The organism is Paraburkholderia susongensis (assembly GCF_900177725.1).
In the GTDB taxonomy this organism is placed as follows: Bacteria; Pseudomonadota; Gammaproteobacteria; order Burkholderiales; family Burkholderiaceae; genus Paraburkholderia; species Paraburkholderia susongensis.
Window position 1 is genome coordinate 330,939 of record NZ_FXAT01000002.1, and the last position, 19,200, is coordinate 350,138.

Sequence of the window (19,200 nt, forward strand, 5' to 3'; positions counted from 1 at the left end):
GCCGCAACGTGTGCCGGGGCGAGACCCTGAATCATCCCAAGGAGAAAGCTGCATGATCGACGTTCTTAATCCTGTAGACGGCAGTGTCGTCGGACAGGTCGAGCACCACTCCGAATCCCAGGTACGCGCGGCGATCGATCGTACCTGTGCCGCGTTTCCTGCGTGGTCGCGCCTGCTTGCCAAACAACGCAGCGACCTTCTGCGCAAATGGTTCGATCTCGTCAGTGCGGATAAGCACGTATTTGCCGAATTGATATGCCGGGAAAACGGCAAGTGTCTTGCCGAAGCACTTGGCGAAATCGAATACGGACTCGGTTTCGTCGAATGGTACGCCGAGGAAGCGAAACGCGTCTATGGCGACACTATCCCGACACATGCACAGGGTGCCGCAGTCATCGTCACCAAGGAACCGGTCGGCCCCGTTGCCTCGATCACACCGTGGAATTTTCCGTTCATGATGATTACCCGAAAGGTGGCTACCGCATTGGCCGCCGGCTGCACGATCGTCATGAAGCCGGCGGAAGAAACCCCGCTGACCGCCTACAAACTTCTCAAATACGCACGTCGCGCCGGCATTCCGGAGGGTGTATTCGAAATGGTGACAGGCGACCCGGTGCAGATCGGACAGCTCATGACGAGCGATACCCGCATCAAGAAGATATCGTTCACCGGTTCCACGGCGATCGGCAAACTGCTTGCTCGTCAGAGCGCGGATACGCTCAAGAAGATGACGATGGAATTGGGCGGCAATGCACCGTTCATCGTGTTCGACGATAGCGACATCGAACAGGCTGCCAATGGCCTTGTCGCAGCAAAACTGCGCAACTCGGGTCAGGTGTGTATTTCGCCGAATCGCGTGTATGTGCAGTCCGGAATCCATGACCGTTTCGTTCAACGCGTGAAGGAACTGGTGGAAGAGATTCCCGTCGACCAGGGACTGCAGGACCGCTTCGTAGTGGGCCCGCTGATCAACCAGAAGGCGGTTTCCAAGGTAACGGAACTGGTCGAAGATGCGCGGTCGAACGGTGCGAAGGTGGTACTCGGCGGCCGTCTGCATGCAAAAGGCGGGCTCTTTTACGCTCCGACTATCCTCACCGAACTGAAGGATGACTTGCAAATCCAGTCAACCGAAATTTTTGGCCCGGTGTTTCCTGTCTACCGCTTCGAGACCGAAGCGGAAGTCATCGCGCGAGCCAACAATACGGAATATGGACTTGTCGCCTATGCCTACACGCGCGATCTCGGCCGTGCGTTCCGGCTCTCACGAAATATCGAGTCGGGAATGGTCATCCTGAACTCGGGTTCCGTGGGCACAGCGTCCGTCCCGTTCGGCGGCGTCAAGCAATCGGGTTATGGGCGAGAAGGCAGTTACTACGGCATCGAGGAATACGTGGACGTCAAGTACACGCTGATGGCTGGACTGGATTGAGCACCCCGCTCATGCAGACGAGGCAGCCGACCCATAGGCCACGCTGAGTTGAATCCGGCGGCAGGCGTGATCCATGAAAATCGCGCCTGTCGCTGTCGCTCGATCAGCGCGCCGTCAATCGCTCGGCTCCGGAAACAGGCTTGTTTGCGTGGCGCTCAAGGCTCCTGATACGGGCGTCCTGCTTCAACCCCCAGACCCAGGTGACTGCAAGACAAGGAAGCAGCGATGCAATGAAGTAGCCGACACCAGCAAGCGGGTTACCCGTCCAATTCACGAGCGTCAGACTGATCAGCGGCAGAAATCCTCCGATTAGTCACCCTCCCGGGCAGGCAAACTTGGACACGCGCGCGAGTCCGGGCTGGACGAGCGTTGCCGGAACCCGACAACGCATGTCTTTAAAGGACGTTTCCGTTCCAATCGAAAGAAGCCGGAAAACCAAAAAACGACGCCGCTATCGGCATGGCGTAATTCATCATGTTCCTGCCATGATGAATCGTGAGTCCGCGCGCGCGTGCAGCTTCGAGCAGCGCGGTCGTGTGCGGTTCCATGATCACATCGGCGACGACTGCATGAGACGGCAGTGCGTCGACGGGAAATGGCAAGGCGTCGCTGGCGTTCAGTCCGACCGGTGACGCGTTGATGGCGATATCGATGTCCCTCATCGACGGCATGCCCGTTGCTAAACGGGCACGGGATACCGCAGCAATGGAGCGCGCCAACTCACGTGCACGCCCTTCATCGGCGTCATGGACGGTGAGACTCCCGATCTTCTCCATTCCGAGCGTCCATCCTATGCATCGGCCCACACCGCCGCAGCCATGCAGATAGACGTTGGCACCGTCGAGGCTCACGCCATCCGCATGTAGGCCCGCGAGAAAGCCGGCGCCATCTGCGTTGTCGCCTTCCCAGGTCCCGTCCGCAAGCCGCCGCAGCAGATTGATGGAACCGATGCGGCGCGCACGTTGCGTCAACACGTCAGCGTGGTCCATTGCTGCGAGCTTGTGCGGCATCGTGAAGATGGCGCCATCGACGTTTTCAGTCGCCTTCAGCCCCTTCATTACCGTGTTGAAGTTTGCGGCGGTGACGTCGGCAGGCAGCATCAAGGCATTGACGCCGTAGCGCTTGAAGAGCGCGCTCCAGACAACCGGCGCACGAACATGCGCGATAGGCGAACCGAGAATATAGAAGAGGCGCGTCAGCGCATCGACGGGTGAGTCGAGCGAATGTCTTTCATCTTTCATCGTCATTATCTTGTCCATATTGGTTCCGGGTCTCTCGACCCGGCGCAGGCCAGTCAGTGCGAAGCCGCATTCTTTAGCATGGGTAGCATCGTATTGGCATCACCGACTGCACTGCAAGGTTGGGCGAGCACGCCGAAAGCAGGCTCATCAGACCGAAGAAGAAAACGGCATCGGTCACGACCTTGCGTCTGCCGAAGCGGTCAGCCAGCGGACATCGGCGTCTCCTTATTTTTTTTCTTGTGCGCGCGCCGCTTCATGCAATGGTGTCGCGTGCTCTGAACCGGGTATCCGCGTTCATATCGATCTTCAGACCCGTTTTCGCGGCCTCCGCGACCGCGAGGGTCGCCGCGAGCGTCCGCGCGGCATCGTGCGCGTCGATGAGCGGCTCAGCCGCGCCGTTCACGACATCGATGAAATGGCGCAATTGATTTGCATAGGTGTTCTCTTCCTCCATTGGAGTGCACTCGCCATGAATCGGGCGATGACGGCCTTTCTCACCGTCATATGACCAGAGCGTTCTGTCCGGCAATGAAAGCGCACCATTCGTGCCCGCGAAGAAATGCGTTGGCACCGGACAGTAGTCGAAGAGCTGACGGTCTTCTCCCGCGGCGGTATCCCAGCTCCACGGCGTCGCGGCGGTATCGGAGAGACTGATGTTCGCGACCGTTCCGTTATCGAGTTCGAGCGTGCAAGCAGCTGAATCCTCGACCTCGTGCGCCCGGGTCCTGCTCGACGATACCGCCTGAACCGAAGCGACTTCTCCACAAAGATGCCGGATCAGATCGATCTCGTGAATCATGTTGATGAGAATTGGCCCGCCTCCGGTACGGCGACGCCAAGGCACGTCAAAATAAGCGTCGGGCTTATAAACGAGACACATGATGTTCGCAACCACCAGCTTGCCGATGTGGCCCTCGCCTATCACCTTCTTTGCGGTCCGCACCATCGGGTTGTGCCGACGGTGATGCCCAACGAGCACCGGCACTCGCGCAGTGCGCGAAGCCTCGGCGAGTGCGCGGGCGGATGCGAGGTCATCGGCAATCGGTTTCTCGATGAGTACCGGAATCCCACGGTCGATACACGCCATTCCAACTTCCACATGCGTGCTGTTCGGTGTGCACACGATGACCGCATCGGCGCGCTCCGTATCGAGCAGCTTGCGATAGTCCTTATAAAGCGCTACGCCCAGCGTACCGGCCTGGTGTTCGGCTTCAGAGGATGGATCGGCGATTGCCACGAGCCTGCATTGATCGCTACTCGCAATCTCCTGCATATGACGCTTGCCGATGACTCCCGCTCCGACTACCGCGATATTGATTTTCGACATTTTCCTGACGCCCCTTGCGAGTTTCTATATGTGACCACGTTGTCATACGTGCATTATCAAAGTTTAGAAACCGGACGAACGGGATGTCAACAACTTTTCCTTCCCCGTTCCCCTACAGGAACAAACAAGGGTTTCTTCGGAAATCGTCAAAACTGGCTTGACTCCATGTCATATTGAAATCACCATGTGAACATGTTTCCAAATATAAACTAAAGGATATCCATGAACACTGCGATACTTGATCGTCTGGCCATCCGCGAAGCAATCGAAAATTGGGCCGTGTGGCGGGATGCCGGAGACTGGGAACGGTTCGCGACACTGTGGCATCCGCAAGGCGTGATGATGGCCACCTGGTTTCAGGGCAGCGGACCTGAGTTCATTCGCGTGACGCGAGAGGGTTGGGCACGCGGCGTCAGCATCCTGCATTTCCTCGGTGGTACATCCATCGATCTCGCGGGTACACGTGCGATCGCGCAGACCAAGATGACCATCTCGCAACGTGGCGACGTAGAAGGCCATCGCTGCGATGTCGTGTGCACCGGGCGCTTCTACGATTTCTATGAAAAGATGGATGGCGAATGGCTGCTGCGCCTGCGTCAGCCGATCTATGAGAAAGACCGCCTCGATCCTGTCGAAACCGGCATGAGGCTGGATCTCGATGCCGAAATACTCGGCCGCTTCCCAGAGGGTTATCGTCATCTCGCGTATATTCAGACGAAGATCGGCTACGACGTCAAACGCGACATGCCCGGACTCACGGGTCCCGCCGTCGAGGCGCTCTACGCGCTCGGCCGCGCGTGGCTCGATACGGGAACACTGTCATGAGAGACGGATTTCGAAGCTGTCAGGCATGGACGGACAGGCCGGCGAGGCAGCCACGAAGTTGCACCGGGCACGTCACTGATTGCGTACCGGTTCGTGCTTCCAGATAAACCCTGAAGCTAATGGAAGGACTCGTGCACAAGCTTTCCTTGCATCACCTGACCATGCTCGACGCGCACCCGCTGCAGCTCGTCGACGCCGCGCATGCAGGCGGATTTGACTACTACGGCCTGCGCGTCGTCGCGCCGACCGTGGCAGATTCCATCATCGACGTGGCGCACGATGCCGTTCTCATGCGAGAACTCGCGGCGCGAATGGACGCGACCGGTGTGCGCCTGCTCGATATCGAGGCAATCTGGTTACAGGCCAGCACGCGGATCGAAGACTTGCTGCCGGCGCTGGAGGCAGGGCATCGCCTTGGCGCGAAGCACGCTCTTGCCGTGGGCTACGACGACGACCGCTCTCGCCTTACCGACACATTCAGCGCACTGTGCGAAGCCGCCGCACGCTTCGAACTGACCGTCGGCCTCGAACTGATCACCTATTGCCCTGTCGGCACGCTAGATGACGCGCTCTCGCTGATCCATGCAAGCCGCCAGCCGAATGCGCGCATCCTGATCGACACGCTGCAGGTGTTTCGCTCCGGCGCCAGCGTGGAGGACATCGGCAATGTAGAAACACGCCTCATCGAATACATTCAGATATGCGACGCCCCACGCGCTTCGCCCGCCTCCGTGGATGAGCGACGAACGGAAGCGCGCACCGCGCGCCTGCTGCCGGGCGATGGCGAACTCCCCTTGCGTGAGGTTCTTGCGAAACTGCCCGCCGACCTGACGCTTGCTGTCGAAGCCCCGACACGAGAATTACGCGGCCGCCCATTCGATCAACAGGCGCGCACGATCATGGAAAGAATGCATCGCTTTCTCGCCTGAGCGTGTCATTCCACGAAGTACTGACGCTGGATCCGCGCCGCCGACGTGGTGAGAATGGCGACTGCCCGTTCGCCGATCTCCTTCGAATAACGTACGACCGGTATCGCAAGATTCAACGATCCGAGCGGGAAGCCGCTCGCTGACAGGATGGGCACACCGACACCCACGATGCCCGGCGTGAATTCTTCCATGGAATGCGCGAAACCTTTCTTGCGCACGTCTTCCAGCGTGGCGAGCAAGGCTTTCTTGGTGGAGATCGTGTTCTTCGTGAAGCGCTCGAACGTGACCGCACGCATGTATTCCTCACGCATCACGTCAGGAAGATAAGCAAGAATCGCCTTGCCGCCGGACACGGCATAGAGCGGCGCGAGATCACCGAGCCGCATGTGCGATTGCAGGCGCTGCTGACTGATGACCGTGGCCACGACTTCGACCTGCTCGCCCTTCAGTTGGTTGAGCGCACACGATTCCGCGGTCTGCTGCGTGATGTCGCGCAAAACCGGCTCCGCACACGCGATCAGGCTGCGCACCTGGTTCGACTGCTGTGCGAGCTTAAGAATGGCGTCGCCGAGCCGGTAGCGCTTGGTCTCGGCCACGAAGCGCAAGTAGCCGCGGTCCGTGAGATTGCGAATCAGCTTCGTCAAGCTGCTCTTCGGGATGCCGAGCGCCTCGGCTATTTCCACATGCGACATTTCACGGCCCCATTGAGCCAGAAGCTCTAGCAGGTCCAAGGTTCGGTCGGCCGATTTCACGGTACTCGCTGTCTCGACATCGTTCGTGCGCATGGTCATCTGGTCCTTGTTCATATATGGGAACATGGTATACCGCGTCGGGTAAATGTCAAGCAGGCCGGGCTGAGGGCTTGCGCATCCGCTCAAGAGCAGAATCACCAAATAATTCTTGTTCCTTACCAAGAACAAGTTCACAATTGGATTAACCGATTGAACTTCAACTGAACGACGCATACTTGCGAGGAAAGCATGGAAAGCATCGCGCAAGGCTTTGGGGGAAGCACTTTCTCATTCATGTGGCAAGACACAGCGCTCGCCGCGATGCGGAAGATGCAGAAGCTGGACCTGAACGACTTCGACGTGCTGGTCGTCCCCGGTCATCTTTGGCCCGATGAGCTTTCCGCAACGGATCGGTCCGGCCTCGCGGCCGTCTTGAGAAACGAAGGCATCCGCATCGAGTCGCTCAATCTTCCGGCGCTCGATCTCAACCTCGTCAGTCGCGTCGAAGAATTCCGGCGCTACTCCGTTGACCTGTATGTCCGCACGATGCAACTCGCCGCCGATCTCGGCGCCCGCGCCGTAGTCGTGGTTCCCGGCAGGGTTTCATCGCTGTTTCCGCCGCCGCCCGAAGATTCGGAACCGTTGCTTCGAGACAGCCTGGAACAGCTTCTTCGGATTGCCGAGCGGCTCGATAAGAAGATCTTCGTCGAGCTTCATCCGCAAACGCCCATTCCGACCACCGACGCGATGCTTGCCTTTCTCGATGGGCTGGCCCATGAAAAACTTCAGATTGCCTACGACGTCTCGAACGCCGAATTCGTCGGAGAAGATCAGTCCGGCGCGATCAGGCGGTCTGGCAAGCGCATCGGGCAACTGCATCTTTCCGATGGCACACGCAGCCAGTGGCGCCATGACCGTGTCGGCCTTGGAACGGTGCGCTTCGATGAAATCCTGAGCGCACTGAAAGAAACGGGAGTTTCCGCAACCTCCATTCTCGAGATCATTTCCTCGTCACCACTGGAGGATTTGAGCGCGTCTGCCGATGCGCTCAAGCGCAGCGCAATCGATTAACCGAACTAACGGACCTTTCTACCATGCGTTCTTCTCAAGATGCTGTCCCAATGCCCTCGTCGTTCGAACACCGGTCTGCAATCGTGAACGATGTCAATCTGCACTACGTGATCGGTGGCAAGGCGCTGGGTTCCGCGCCGCTGATGCTCCTCATCCACGGCTTCCCGCAAAACTGGTGGTGCTGGAACGGCGTCATCGCCGAACTGGGAGAGCGATATACCGTCGTCGCGCCGGACCTCAAGGGCGTCGGCTTATCCGACAAACCAGCGGGCGGATATACGAAGCGCGAGATGGCCGCCGATCTCCACGCTCTCGTCGAGAGCCTGCACGGAGCACCCGCGCATATTGTCGGCCACGATATCGGCGGGATGATTGCCTACGCTTACGCAAGCTGCTATCCCGCGCGTTCGCTCACGATCATCGATGTGACCCTTCCCGGTATCGGCGATTGGGATCAGGTGATCTCGGATCCGCGTGTCTGGCATTTCGCCTTTCATCAAAAGCGCGATCTGCCTGAAGCCTTGATCGTCGGCGGGCGGGAGCACGTGTACATCAGTTCGTTCATCCATCAGCAAACATTCCGCCGAGGCTCGATCTCCCTTTCGGACATCAACGAGTATGTCGAGGCATACCGGCAGCCGGGCGCGTTTCGCTCGGCCATGGAGATGTACCGCCAGTTCCCTCAGGACGCAATCGACAACCGCAGTGCAGGACGACTTCCCGAAGAACTCCCGGTGCTCGCCATTGGCGGCGAAAGGCGCTGGGCAGGCCGCGTCGGCGAACGTCTCGGCACGGTGTCGTCGAAAGTGACGAGCGTCTCGATTCCAGATGCCGGTCATTTCGTCGCCGAAGAGCAGCCCGGGCGCGTCATCGACGCGATATTTCAATTCTGCGGGTGAAAAAACAAAAAGACCAAGGAGACCTGGCGTGGAAGCCGAATCGAAAATCGACATCAAGACATTCCTGGACGGCCGGCCCTTGTGTTCCTTCCAGATTCGCATCGTTCTATTCCGATGTCGCGTCTGCCGACATGCCAGCGTCGGGTATCGAAGATGTCGCCACCTTCGCAAGAGAATCAGGATGATCCACGAAAACATTCCGTTTCGCTCTCACCGCCTGCATGATGGACGACTAGCCTATCGTCGCAGCACAGCGGCAAATGCCAGGCAAACCGTGCTGCTTCTGCATGGTTGGCCGCAAACATCCTGGGCGTGGCGGCGTGTCATGCCTCTGCTGAGTCAGCAGTTCGACGTCATCGCGCCCGACCTCCCCGGCTTCGGCGATTCCTCGAAACCCGAGTCGGGCTTCGACAAGAAGACCATCGCGCAAAGGCTTCACGAGTTGATCGAAGCGCTGGGTATAGAAAGGATGGCGATCGTCGGTCACGATCTGGGTGGCCACGTTGCGTATGCTTACGCTGCCCAGTGGCCGGAAGCGGTCAGCCACTTCGTCTTTGTCGAAAGCAGTCTTCCGGCATTCGGACAGGAAGAAGCGATGGACGTATCGCGCGGTGGAAGCTGGCACTTCGGCTTCAACATGGCCGGCGACATATCGGAATCGCTCGTCGAAGGTCGCGAATTTCTCTTCGTGAACCACTTCGTGCGCCGGGAGTCCGTTGGCGTATTCGATCCCGATTCGATCAGCAACAGCGACATCGACGTCTACGCCCAGGCGCTCGCGCGTCCAGGCGCTTTGCGTTGCTCCTTTAGTTACTACAGGGCCTTGCCGCGCGACCGGCAAGACAACGTCATCTGGGGCAAGACACCGCTTTCGATGCCCGCGTTGAGTATAGGCGGGCAATGGGGTTATGGGGCGGCTTCCGCTCGGACGCTTCGACGTGTCGCGACGAATGTCTCGGACGTCGTCATTGACGACTGTGGTCACTACGTTCCCGAAGAGCGGCCTGTCGAATTCGCCAAGGCGGTGAGCGGATTCATATCGAATGAAACTGCGTAATGAGGTTATATGGAAACAGGTCATATCGAAGGATTCGAATCGCGCCGGCTTGCCGGTCACGGTGTCCAGATCGATTCGCTCGTTGGCGGTTCAGGTCCGCCACTTCTTTTATTGCATGGCGCGCCACAGACGCGGGTCTGCTGGAGCGCAGTCGCACCGGCGCTGGCGGAACACTTCACGGTGGTCGTACCCGACCTTCGCGGATATGGCCGAAGCGACAAACCGCGCGGTGGCGGCGATCACTCGGCCTACTCGAAGCGCGAGTTGGCACTAGACCAGATAGCGACGATGGACGCCCTCGGATTCGGGCGCTTCAGCGTGGCCGGACACGATCGCGGAGGACGTGTCGCCTACCGTCTTGCGCTCGACCATCCCGAGCGCATCGACCGTCTTGCCGTGCTCGATATCGTACCGACGAGCGACGCGATGGCGGCATTCGACCAGCATTCTGCATTGCGTTTCTGGCACTGGGCGTTTCAGGCGCTCGACGAACCGTTTCCGGAGCGCATGATCGGCAACGATCCCGCCTTCTACGTCGAGACCATGTTGAGCGCGCATGCATCCAAAGGCTTTCGGTTCGATCCGTCGAACGTCGCCGACTATCTGAAAAGTATCAGCGACCCCGCCGCGATACACGCTATGTGCGAAGACTATCGGGCAGCATGGACCTTTGACCGTGAGCTGGACGATTCTGAACGGGGCGTCCGAACCATTGAAGCGCCTGTTTTCGTTCTTTGGGGACAAGAAACGCCAGCGGCGAATTCCCCGTTGGAAAAATGGCGCCGCTGGGCGAACGTAGTGGATGGTCGCGCCATCTCGTGCGGGCATTTTTTGCCCGAGGAGGCCCCCGTCGAAACCGCAACGGCGCTTCTACAATTTTTCTCCTGACGGGCCGAATAGCGTGCAAGCCGCGCCACCTCGATCAGGCCGGGCAAGCGCAGTGGCACATGAGCAAGTGCCCGGTCCAGCGAAGCGAAGGTATCGCATAGTAGAACCAGGTGATGTCGAAAATCTAAATAACCCTCATCGTTCTCGCTTCGTTAGCAACTCAGTTGAGCGAGAGCCGCACGGAGCCCAACCGGGTATCTGCAAAGTAAACTGGAGTCGACATGGAATTGGAACGCAGGAATCAGGAGTCACGCGATAAGGCGCCTACAACTTTCGTGCTTTTGCACGGCGCCTGGCATGGCGGCTGGTGCTACCGCGACACCGCACGTGTGTTGCGCGCGTCCGGCCACACCGTCTACACCCCCACCCTCACGGGCGTCGGCGAGCGGGCGCATCTCAACAACCAGAACATCACGCTGGAAACTCACATCCGCGATGTGTGTGGCGTGCTGGAGGCCGAGGAGCTCTCGGACGTTGTCCTCCTCGGCCACTCCTATGGCGGCATGGTCATTACCGGTGTGGCTGACCGCATGAGCGATCGCATCAAGTCTCTGGTCTACCTGGACGCCTTCGTTCCCGAGCACGCGCAGTCGCTCAACGATTGCCTTCAGGTGGCGCTATCCAAAGAGAACGCCGGTGCATTTCTATCGGCCTTTCGAACAAGCGCAATGACCGGTAACAGTGGTTTGACACAGCCAATCCCGGCAGCGGCCTTCAACGTAGAGCCGAAGAACCACGCGTGGATCGACCGCCGTTGTTCGCCTCAGGCACTCGCCACGTTCGAGAATCAAATCCTTCTCACGGGACGCGGATCGGCGATCGAAGATCGGTTGTTCATTCTTGCCGAAGGATGGGATCCGAGTCCTTTTCCGTATTTCGCCAGGCAGGTCACCGGAAAAGCAGGTTGGCGCGTCTCCACGGTACCGTGCGGTCACGATGTGATGGTTGATATGCCGGTCGAGCTCGCCAATCTACTGATGACGCTTACATAGTTTTCGGCTTTGTCGACTTGCCGCACCAAAGCACCAAAGCAGGAAAGACGGCAAAGACGCGCAGATCCTGGAAAGCCCGGGACGGATTTTGGATGAGTTCAGTGAATTCACGCCACGCGACGAAGCGGGTTGCGTACGAAGTCATCCGTCAGTGAGACGCAGCGAAATCGTCGATTGTTGCAGCTGGAGATAGCGCGAACGATGCCCGCATATCTCGAGCCTCATCGACAGGCGAGCGTCCGAAAAAACGCTTGAACTCGCGACTGAACTGCGAAGGACTTTCGTAACCGACACGCGCCGCAGCGGAGGCGGCCGTCAAACCGTCGCGAATCATCAGCAGGCGCGCCTGATGCAGACGCGTCGACTTGATGTACTGGATCGGGGTGGTCAGCGTGACGGTTCTGAAGTTGACGTGAAACGCGGGCACGCTCATTCCCGCCTCTTCCGCGAGACGGCTGACATCCAATGGCTGGGCATAGTCGGTGTGGATGCGCCGCAGCGCTTTCGCCACCCTGCCGAAGCGGCCCTGATGCGCGAGCGCAGCCCTCATCGCTGCGCCACGTTCTCCGATCAATACCCGGTAGCAGATCTCCCGCACGATTGCAGGCCCCAGTACCTCGGCGTCGAGAGGTGACGTCAGGGCTTGCAGCAAGCGCAAGGCCGCTTCGGCGAGGTCTCCCTCGAGCGGCGTCGACACGATCCCTAGCGGTACACCTTGCTGGTGGAATCCGCCGCGATCGATCGTCAGTATCAGGTCACTCAACTCGATCAGATCGAGGCGCAACGACACGGCAAGCATCGGCTCGGACTCGCTCGCTTCGGTTTCAGTCGAGAACGGCAGCGGCACGGACAGGATCAGATAATGCTGGGCATCGTAGACATACACCTCCTCGCCCAGAAAACCCAGCTTGCGCCCCTGGCACACGATCACGATGCTTGGCTCGTATAGCACTGGCGTGCGCCCGAGCGGCCGGTTCGAGCGCATGAACCGCACGCCTTCGAGTGCGGACTGGGTATACCCCTCATTCGGCGCCAGACGCTGAAGCAGGCTCACCATCCTTGCGGAGACCGGGTTGTCGGCTACTGTCACGAGGGTTCCTCTTTCACCGGATCAGGTGGGGGAATTCTACTGGATACGATCGACCGGCAGCATTCCAATTCAATAGGAATAGGCAATACCGCGATTGCCGTGTGTATTCGCATGCAGGCGCCCGGCTCATAAGATGGGTCATCGGTTGCACGGTACAGCCGAAGTGCCCGGGAGACGGCGGCATGAGCGTAGCGCTCAAGTAAGGTGCTGACCGAGTTCTTTTAAATCATGACATTTGCTTAAGTTTGCACTGCTTATTTATCAAGGAAATTATCATGAGCAATTCTACGAAAATCTGGTTCGTCACCGGCGCATCGAAAGGCATCGGTCAACGACTCGTGCGGCAACTCCTCGCGCGAGGCGATCGCGTCGCCGCGACCTCGCGAACCGTGGCGTCGCTGACCGAGGCAATCGGCCCCGCCTCGGGGCAGTTTCTTCCGCTGCAAGTGGACCTGACCCATGACCAGAGCGTGCGCTCGGCCGTCGCACAGACCATAAGGACCTTCGGCAAGATCGATGTGATTGTCAATAACGCTGGCTACGCGCAGCAGGGAACCATCGAAGCCCTGTCGGACGAGGAGCTTCGGCAAAATTTCGAAGTCAACCTGTTCGCGCCGCTGTCTGTACTGCGGCACGCGCTCCCGCATCTGCGCGAGCAGCGTGGCGGGCATGTCATCAACATCGCCTCGATCGTCGGTTACCAGGGCGGCTACGCAGGCTGGGGCAGCTATGTGGCGAGCAAGTTCGCGCTCGCCGGCCTGACCGAGTCTCTCGCGGCCGAGGTGGCCGAGTTCGGCATCAAGGCGACGGTGGTGTACCCCGGTCCGGTGCGCACGGAGTTCTTGTCGAGCGGCGCGCTGGCGGTGGCCAAACGGCAGATCGATGAGTACGCCGAAGCCAGGGCGTCGCTCGATCTGCACCTGGACACACTGCACGGTCATCAGGCCGGCGATCCGGACAAGCTGGCCACGTTGATCATGCAGGCCGTGGATGTTGCCGATTCACCGTTACACCTGTTCGCCGGCAAGATCGCCAACGAACTGGCGGCGCTGAAAGCCGCGGCGGTCCAACGCGATCTTGATGCATGGAAAGGTTCATCCGAAGCGACGGACTTTGTCGAGTAACTTCAAAGCCGGGCGGCGCCCTGCGATGGGCGCCGCTTTCCCGGAGAAATCCAATCTCCAGGGAAATAGCGGGCGCAACGGCTTTCCAGCCCGGGTCTCTAGCCGGCGACCCGTACCCGTCGAGCGGTCTCGTCAGACTGTTCAATTGCGTGAAGCGTTTTATGAAGTGCAAGCGCATGATCGAAATCAGGCGCTGTGCGGGTTCCGTGGCGCAGATCCTGAGCCATCAGACGGTAAACTTCCGCGACGTTTCGAGCGGTTACGGCATCTTCAAGGCCGAGGGCGGTCGATCGCGGTATCTCGAGTTCCTGGTAACTGTCCTCGCCTTTGCGGGCACCCTCCACCCGTAGCGCAGAGATGTTCACCACAGGAGCGTATTCGAACGCTGCGGTGATGCGCAGATCCCCTTCGGTTCCATTGATTTCCCATCGCAACCCGGTGCCGCGCGGCAAACCACCACGAAGCTGCAACGACAGAGGTGCGCCAGATTGCAACACGGCGTTGATCATCACGTGGTCGGGCGTCCTCAACGGGATGTGCTCTCCCGTTTCCGCGACCCTCACGGTTTGCCGACGCTGGGACAACACGGCATCCACCTCCTGGATCGGCCCCAGCACACTGTGCACCGCCGCGATAGCATGTCCCCCGATCACCGAGAGCAGCGTTGCGCCGTTTCTGGAATCCATCGCGTAACTGTCGCCACGCTGTATTTCGTCACCCCAGGTAACGCCGGCGCAGATGTATGTCGATGACAACACCTCGCCGACATAGCCTTCAGCAACGAGCTTGCGCACGAATTGCACCTCGGGTGACGCGACCGCTTGAGTCCCAGCAACGGCTAGCACGCCCTTTTCGTTCGCAAGCTGAGCAAGCTCGGTGGCTTCGACAAGGCCATTCCCGAGCGGCCATTCACAGTAGACACTTTTCCCTGCCTCGAGCGCTGCCGCCACCACTTCCTTATGGTATGGGACTTTTACCGTTACAACCACGATATCGATGTCCGGTGAAGCGACGAGCTCCGCCACGCTCCCGAAAGCGCGTGGAATGCCAAAGGCGGCAGCTGCAGCCTGCGCACTCGCGAGGCTGGTATTTGCCACGCCCGCCAACTCGAATACATCAGAGAGGGCACGCAAGGCCGGAATATGGGCGGCTGTTGCCCATCCGCGCTCGGCGCTCAGACCGACCATGCCCACACGAAAGCGTTTTTCCATTGCATCCTCGAAACCATCAAGTTTTCCCGGCGGCTTTGCCGGGTGCGTCGCCGAAGCGACGCACTCACTTCATACGAATCCGTACTTGTAGGACGGATCATCCTTATCGCGCCGCCCAACGTTGGAATTCTCGAGTGGCGCGAGGTCGGCGGAGACCGGGTCCGAGCGCTGGGAATCAAGCACGACAACCCGATCGGCAATACGCCACGCCATTTCGACGCTCCATCCGGTCGACGTAGCGGACGTTCACGACCCAGTCCATTGCGGGCTTGTCGCCTTCAGGCCTGGTCCTGTGGCTGGCCTGCGCATAGTGCTCCGCGTATGCCACATCGCCATCGAGCTGAACGTACTGATTGCCGGTGAAATGCTGCGTGCATTCAAAGGCTGGCAACAGCTCCTCCGCCCATTCGATAAAACCTTCAACGCCGCCGTTGTACGCCCCATGGCGATCAATCGCGTCAGGGTGATAACACGACCGGACGAGATCCCAATCCATCCGGTCAATACCTCTGCAGTACCGAATATGGACACGCTTGATTTCCGCCTCGTCCAGATACTGTTGAAGCCGGGTTTCCATGCTTTTCTCCTGTCGACTCATTTGCCGGCACTCGGGTGTGGTCCGTATTCGCCCGTTTCCATCAACTGTGATGCCGCGATCGCCTTCGGCGTCCACCGCAGCGTTGCGCGCGTTTCCAGCAGCCATGCCTGATACGTCTCTGGAACATCCTCCGAGGGCCCATGGTGAATGACGCCCTTCGGTACCCACGTCAATGTTCCGGGATCCGAACATCCTCCCCAGGCACCGGGACCTCGCACATAGCAGATCACTTCATCGAAGTCCGCATTGATGTGAATCGGCGGCCGGCCGGAAGTACGCGAACTGAGGTTGAACATCAAAACATCGCCGGTACCGGATGACAGGAACTGGCTAGGCGGACCGCCTTCCGGCAGATACGTCAGAACCTGGATTTTGCACAGATTGATCTTCCATACAGGAACCGACTCCGACAGCTGAACGCCGAGCGAAAGCGGATCGTGCGGCATGGTGAACACCGTGTTCTCTCCGTCGGCGCACTTCAACACCAGCTTCGTCGGGCCGCCCGCGGGAATGTCGGGGCCAACCTTGGCGTACGTCACATCGCGCGCCACATTGATCATCCCTGTAGGCGCTGGCGGCGTGAGCTTGAGTGCCGACGGGCTCTCGACAATGACACTGCGCATCGCCTCTCCGGTCGGCTGATACCGGTACGCTATGGCTTTCGGAATGCAGACGAAGTCGCCTTCCTCCGCCGTGAGAGATCCAACATCCGTTTCGAATCTGACGGTACCCGATTGAATGAAGTGAATCTCGTCGGCTTCAACGTTTCGAACGACATACGGCATTGGCTTGCGCCTGCCGGACACGAGCAACCTGACACCCAGTCTGGATGTCGCCACGATTGTCGGTAACGCCTGCGCATCGTCCCAGTCATCGGGCGTCAATCGGTCAAGGACCGCTCGTCGCGGGGCGTGCGGCCCTTGCACTGAAACATAGTCCGGTGCATAGGTTGACCGGGTAACGACCGAGTGCGCACCCATGAAGCCGTCCCGGGTCCACAACTGCACAGGAGGCGCTTCATCATTCGTCTCATCAGTCATCTGTCACTCTCCTTCGCTATCTGACGCGTACAACCGGCGCGCTCCGTGAAGGGCCCAGACGGGTCGTCCCCGTCCCGCCCGCGTTGTTCAATCTGTCACAACGGACGTTGGACGACCCGGACCTGGTGAAGCAATCTCACTTGCGGCGCCGCTACAACCGCACTTCAGCGCGTCGGCTTGCCAACCAGCGTCCGATACTCGTTCGCAGTCGCCGGTTTGCGCCCGAGCAGTCCGGCAATGTCGCGTGCCATGTGGAACATCTCGAGGTTGTCCTTCAGACGCTCGTCGCTGTTAGGATACTTCCACGGGGTGTCTTCCGTGCCGATCCGGATGTGCAGCCCCATCATGGTGGCAAGCGTCGTCATGTACAGGCTTGCGCGGCCGGCTGCGCACACGCTGATCACCGAAGTCGGATCAATCTGGCGAATCTGATCGACCATCAGGAACATGTGACGGGTCATGTCCTGGGCGTTGCTGACCCAGGTACCCGAAACCAGGGTGCGGCCAACGTTGAACGGCAGCCCATACAGAAGCAACCAGTTGTACGGCTTCTTGAGGATGCCCGTGTCGATGAGCTTGCGTTTCGCGAGCTCGATTTCTCCGGAGCTATGGATAGCCAGTTCCGGCTTGACGCCAGCGGCTTCCAGCGCCTCGATGGCCGGCACCATGAAGGCTTCCGGATGACCGGGCGCGCATGGTGCAACCTCGGTCAGTCCCTCACGCGCCGGACTCATGCAGATGTCGAACGTCGTTCCGTGGAGCACGTTCAGGTTCACGACGAAGTCGTTACCAAAACGCGCACGCAGCGGCTCCAGCACAGCAGAATAGGCTTCGACCGGCGGAATGTCGCGATCGAGGCGCCGCCCCTGCGCATCCGTCATAAACGAAAAGTCAATATGAACGCCACATGCACCCGCCTCGATCACGCTGGACGCTGCGTCCACGTATTCCTGGAACGACGTGCTCGATTCGAAGCGGCCTGATACCGCCGCGTTGATTGCGATCTTCTCGGGAACATCCCATTTGGGCTGCAGTTCGGGGCCGGCGATAAATTGGTATTCCTCCATTTCACGCTTGGCGGCTTCCCAGAGGGGTAGTTTCTCGATCATGATGATCCTCGACTCAGGTGGTGAAGTAAGGGCTCGGACAGCTCCGAACCAACGACAATCGGATCCGCAGCAAGCGTCCCGCCCGGAATGTAAGGAGCGAAACACCTACCGCTCTCGCAATCCAATCATCTGTGCTAAGATGATTCTATACGAAATCGATTTATATCGAATGATGTGTTTCGGAACGAACAAAGTCAAGGGCATTAGGGAAATTCTCTGGATGCCGGTTGTCACTGAACCCGTGTCCGGGTGACCCGGATCACGTCGGATCGCGTCTATATGTCGAGGAATAAGCGAATGGTTAAGTCCTACTCCACCGCAATCGATATGCCCCTGGATGTCATCGAGTCGCACTGCGCCTCAGCGGAAAATGAGCCGACCGGGATCTTCGACGACCGCGGCCGAACCGTTCCCTGGATGACCCGAACGCTGCATCGTCTCTACGACAGCGAGGCTCAGAAGATCCTCGACCGGAAGAAGGTCTCCATTGCGCATTGGTACTACCTGCGCACGCTTGCCCAGCGCGGTGATCTGAATCAGCTTGAACTAAGCAAACGCGTGGGAATCGCTTCGACTACGGCTGTGCCTGCGTTGGACAGCATGGAAAAGCGGGGGCTTTTGAAAAGAACGCGCGATCCGAAGGACCGGCGCAAATACTACGTGAGTCTCACCGACGACGGCAGGCGTCTGGTGGATGAACTGATGCCGGAAATCGTTCAGATGATTTCCAACTCGTTTGACGGGGTGGATCCCGAAGAAATGCTCACGTTCTGGAAGGTTTTGCACCAGATCGCGCAAAACCTCCTCGATAAGTCCAATGAGGAAGCGGTGGTGGACTAGCCACCCTCCGCCAGCCTCCTTTTAAAAGCCGCCGGCATGTCCCGATCGGGACGTTCCGTCCACCTCGCCACCATAGGCAGAGGCCGCATCTTTCGCCGCGGCATTCTGTGCCTCGACTTTCGCTTCAGCAGCCTGGATATTTTGCGGGTAGTGAAGCCCATCGCGCAGGTCGTAACCCGCGCTCTCGACCTGCACCAACTGGGCGCGCACCTGCGCGCGGCTGAGCGATGACGCTGACTGCGCGAACGACGCGACAGGGGCAACAGCAAGCACCACGACAAGAACAACCTTGCTCAACGATTTCATGACTTCGTACCTCCTGGATTTGATCGTCAGTGGCATGGCAAAACAGCTTTCTGCCACGGTTGACGACAGTCTAAGAGGAAGAAGCACCTAGGGTAAGTACCCATCTCGCCAACTCACTGTTGCAGCCGCGTTGCAAGCCAACGCGCGCCTGTCACTTTGGCGTTCTCACACCCTTCGCCAGGGAGATTCCCCAGGTTTCTTGACTTTGCTCATCCCAAAACGCATCATTCGATATAAATCAATTCTATGTTGCATTATTTCATATAAATTGCATCGCGCAGATGGCGTGAGAGTCGCCACGCGGCCCTCCTCCGCGAGCTCGATGAAAACCGGATGCAGCGTTCCATCACACAAATAACAAAGGAGTACGTAGTTAATAGCAGTAAGGATGACGACATGCGCAGCAGCGATTCGTTGATTTCCAAAGCCCGACTGGCGGCGCATCGGACCTTGCTTTGACATGTAGTTCACCGTTTTCGAATCCGGCTTCATC

Annotated in this window: 20 protein-coding genes; 10 read left to right on the top strand and 10 right to left on the bottom strand. The window is 59.0% G+C overall.

Annotated features, from left to right (window positions below; all coding sequences use genetic code 11):
- Positions 1-52 precede the first annotated feature (52 nt).
- Entirely contained in the window at positions 53-1,429 is a 1,377-nt protein-coding gene (locus B9Z01_RS06610; protein ID WP_085481451.1) for an NAD-dependent succinate-semialdehyde dehydrogenase, read from the top strand.
- A gap of 395 nt (positions 1,430-1,824) precedes the next feature.
- Here the strand turns inward: B9Z01_RS06610 and B9Z01_RS06615 are convergent, their stop codons facing one another.
- Both B9Z01_RS06615 and B9Z01_RS06620 read right to left on the bottom strand, forming a co-directional pair.
- The gene (locus B9Z01_RS06615) at positions 1,825-2,688 is read right to left on the bottom strand and encodes a shikimate dehydrogenase family protein (protein ID WP_085481452.1); all 864 of its coding nucleotides are present in this window, start codon (positions 2,686-2,688) and stop codon (positions 1,825-1,827) included.
- A gap of 235 nt (positions 2,689-2,923) precedes the next feature.
- Positions 2,924-3,997: a Gfo/Idh/MocA family protein gene (locus B9Z01_RS06620; protein WP_085481453.1), complete on the bottom strand. Its 1,074-nt coding sequence runs from the start codon at positions 3,995-3,997 to the stop codon at positions 2,924-2,926.
- A 222-nt stretch (positions 3,998-4,219) separates the two neighbouring features.
- Between B9Z01_RS06620 and B9Z01_RS06625 the strand changes: the two genes are divergently transcribed.
- Positions 4,220-4,822 carry a nuclear transport factor 2 family protein gene (locus tag B9Z01_RS06625; RefSeq protein ID WP_085481454.1) on the top strand — a complete coding sequence of 201 codons (603 nt, stop codon included), beginning with the start codon at positions 4,220-4,222 and terminating at the stop codon, positions 4,820-4,822.
- Between the two features lie 131 nt (positions 4,823-4,953).
- The gene (locus B9Z01_RS06630) at positions 4,954-5,751 is read left to right on the top strand and encodes a sugar phosphate isomerase/epimerase family protein (protein WP_085482041.1); all 798 of its coding nucleotides are present in this window, start codon (positions 4,954-4,956) and stop codon (positions 5,749-5,751) included.
- Positions 5,752-5,756: 5 nt separating this feature from the next.
- Here the strand turns inward: B9Z01_RS06630 and B9Z01_RS06635 are convergent, their stop codons facing one another.
- Complete coding sequence (locus B9Z01_RS06635; RefSeq protein WP_244195941.1) at positions 5,757-6,749, bottom strand: IclR family transcriptional regulator; 993 nt, start codon at positions 6,747-6,749, stop codon at positions 5,757-5,759.
- Here B9Z01_RS06635 and B9Z01_RS06640 point away from each other — a divergent pair.
- The 5 genes from B9Z01_RS06640 to B9Z01_RS06660 all read left to right on the top strand — a co-directional run bounded on the left by B9Z01_RS06640 (position 6,732) and on the right by B9Z01_RS06660 (position 11,389).
- The gene (locus B9Z01_RS06640; RefSeq protein ID WP_085481455.1) at positions 6,732-7,553 is read left to right on the top strand and encodes a sugar phosphate isomerase/epimerase family protein; all 822 of its coding nucleotides are present in this window, start codon (positions 6,732-6,734) and stop codon (positions 7,551-7,553) included. The genes B9Z01_RS06635 and B9Z01_RS06640 overlap by 18 nt on opposite strands.
- A 107-nt stretch (positions 7,554-7,660) precedes the next feature.
- Positions 7,661-8,452, top strand: coding sequence for an alpha/beta fold hydrolase (locus tag B9Z01_RS06645; RefSeq protein WP_244195942.1), 792 nt, complete (start codon positions 7,661-7,663; stop codon positions 8,450-8,452).
- A gap of 28 nt (positions 8,453-8,480) precedes the next feature.
- Positions 8,481-9,509, top strand: a complete 1,029-nt coding sequence (locus B9Z01_RS06650) for an alpha/beta fold hydrolase (RefSeq protein WP_244195943.1) — start codon at positions 8,481-8,483, stop codon at positions 9,507-9,509.
- A 9-nt stretch (positions 9,510-9,518) separates the two neighbouring features.
- Positions 9,519-10,397: an alpha/beta fold hydrolase gene (locus tag B9Z01_RS06655; protein ID WP_085481458.1), complete on the top strand. Its 879-nt coding sequence runs from the start codon at positions 9,519-9,521 to the stop codon at positions 10,395-10,397.
- A gap of 221 nt (positions 10,398-10,618) precedes the next feature.
- A complete protein-coding gene (locus B9Z01_RS06660; protein ID WP_085481459.1) occupies positions 10,619-11,389 on the top strand; it encodes an alpha/beta fold hydrolase in 771 nt (256 codons plus the stop codon).
- 148 nt (positions 11,390-11,537) lie between these two features.
- On the opposite strand, the gene B9Z01_RS06665 is transcribed toward B9Z01_RS06660, so the two are convergent.
- Positions 11,538-12,479, bottom strand: a complete 942-nt coding sequence (locus B9Z01_RS06665) for an AraC family transcriptional regulator (RefSeq protein ID WP_085481460.1) — start codon at positions 12,477-12,479, stop codon at positions 11,538-11,540.
- A gap of 275 nt (positions 12,480-12,754) precedes the next feature.
- On the opposite strand from B9Z01_RS06665, the gene B9Z01_RS06670 reads away from it, so the two are divergent.
- Entirely contained in the window at positions 12,755-13,603 is an 849-nt protein-coding gene (locus B9Z01_RS06670; protein WP_085481461.1) for an SDR family oxidoreductase, read from the top strand.
- A 98-nt stretch (positions 13,604-13,701) separates the two neighbouring features.
- Here B9Z01_RS06670 and B9Z01_RS06675 read toward each other — a convergent pair whose 3' ends face one another.
- From B9Z01_RS06675 to B9Z01_RS06690, 4 genes are all read right to left on the bottom strand, one after another.
- Entirely contained in the window at positions 13,702-14,814 is a 1,113-nt protein-coding gene (locus B9Z01_RS06675) for a Gfo/Idh/MocA family protein (RefSeq protein WP_085481462.1), read from the bottom strand.
- Between the two features lie 175 nt (positions 14,815-14,989).
- Positions 14,990-15,391 (bottom strand): nuclear transport factor 2 family protein, encoded by a 402-nt coding sequence (locus B9Z01_RS06680; RefSeq protein ID WP_244195944.1) that lies wholly within the window; start codon positions 15,389-15,391, stop codon positions 14,990-14,992.
- Positions 15,392-15,408: 17 nt separating this feature from the next.
- Positions 15,409-16,452 (bottom strand): cupin domain-containing protein, encoded by a 1,044-nt coding sequence (locus tag B9Z01_RS06685; RefSeq protein ID WP_085481463.1) that lies wholly within the window; start codon positions 16,450-16,452, stop codon positions 15,409-15,411.
- A gap of 164 nt (positions 16,453-16,616) precedes the next feature.
- Positions 16,617-17,561, bottom strand: a complete 945-nt coding sequence (locus B9Z01_RS06690) for a 3-keto-5-aminohexanoate cleavage protein (protein ID WP_085481464.1) — start codon at positions 17,559-17,561, stop codon at positions 16,617-16,619.
- A 297-nt stretch (positions 17,562-17,858) separates the two neighbouring features.
- Here B9Z01_RS06690 and B9Z01_RS06695 point away from each other — a divergent pair, with 297 nt between their 5' ends.
- On the top strand, positions 17,859-18,401 hold the full coding sequence (locus B9Z01_RS06695) for a MarR family winged helix-turn-helix transcriptional regulator (RefSeq protein ID WP_085481465.1): 543 nt from the start codon (positions 17,859-17,861) through the stop codon (positions 18,399-18,401).
- 21 nt (positions 18,402-18,422) lie between these two features.
- On the opposite strand, the gene B9Z01_RS06700 is transcribed toward B9Z01_RS06695, so the two are convergent.
- Both B9Z01_RS06700 and B9Z01_RS34705 read right to left on the bottom strand, forming a co-directional pair.
- Positions 18,423-18,707: a DUF4148 domain-containing protein gene (locus B9Z01_RS06700; protein ID WP_085481466.1), complete on the bottom strand. Its 285-nt coding sequence runs from the start codon at positions 18,705-18,707 to the stop codon at positions 18,423-18,425.
- A gap of 165 nt (positions 18,708-18,872) precedes the next feature.
- Positions 18,873-19,199, bottom strand: coding sequence for a hypothetical protein (locus tag B9Z01_RS34705; RefSeq protein ID WP_208625898.1), 327 nt, complete (start codon positions 19,197-19,199; stop codon positions 18,873-18,875).
- Between the last annotated feature and the right edge of the window lies 1 nt (position 19,200).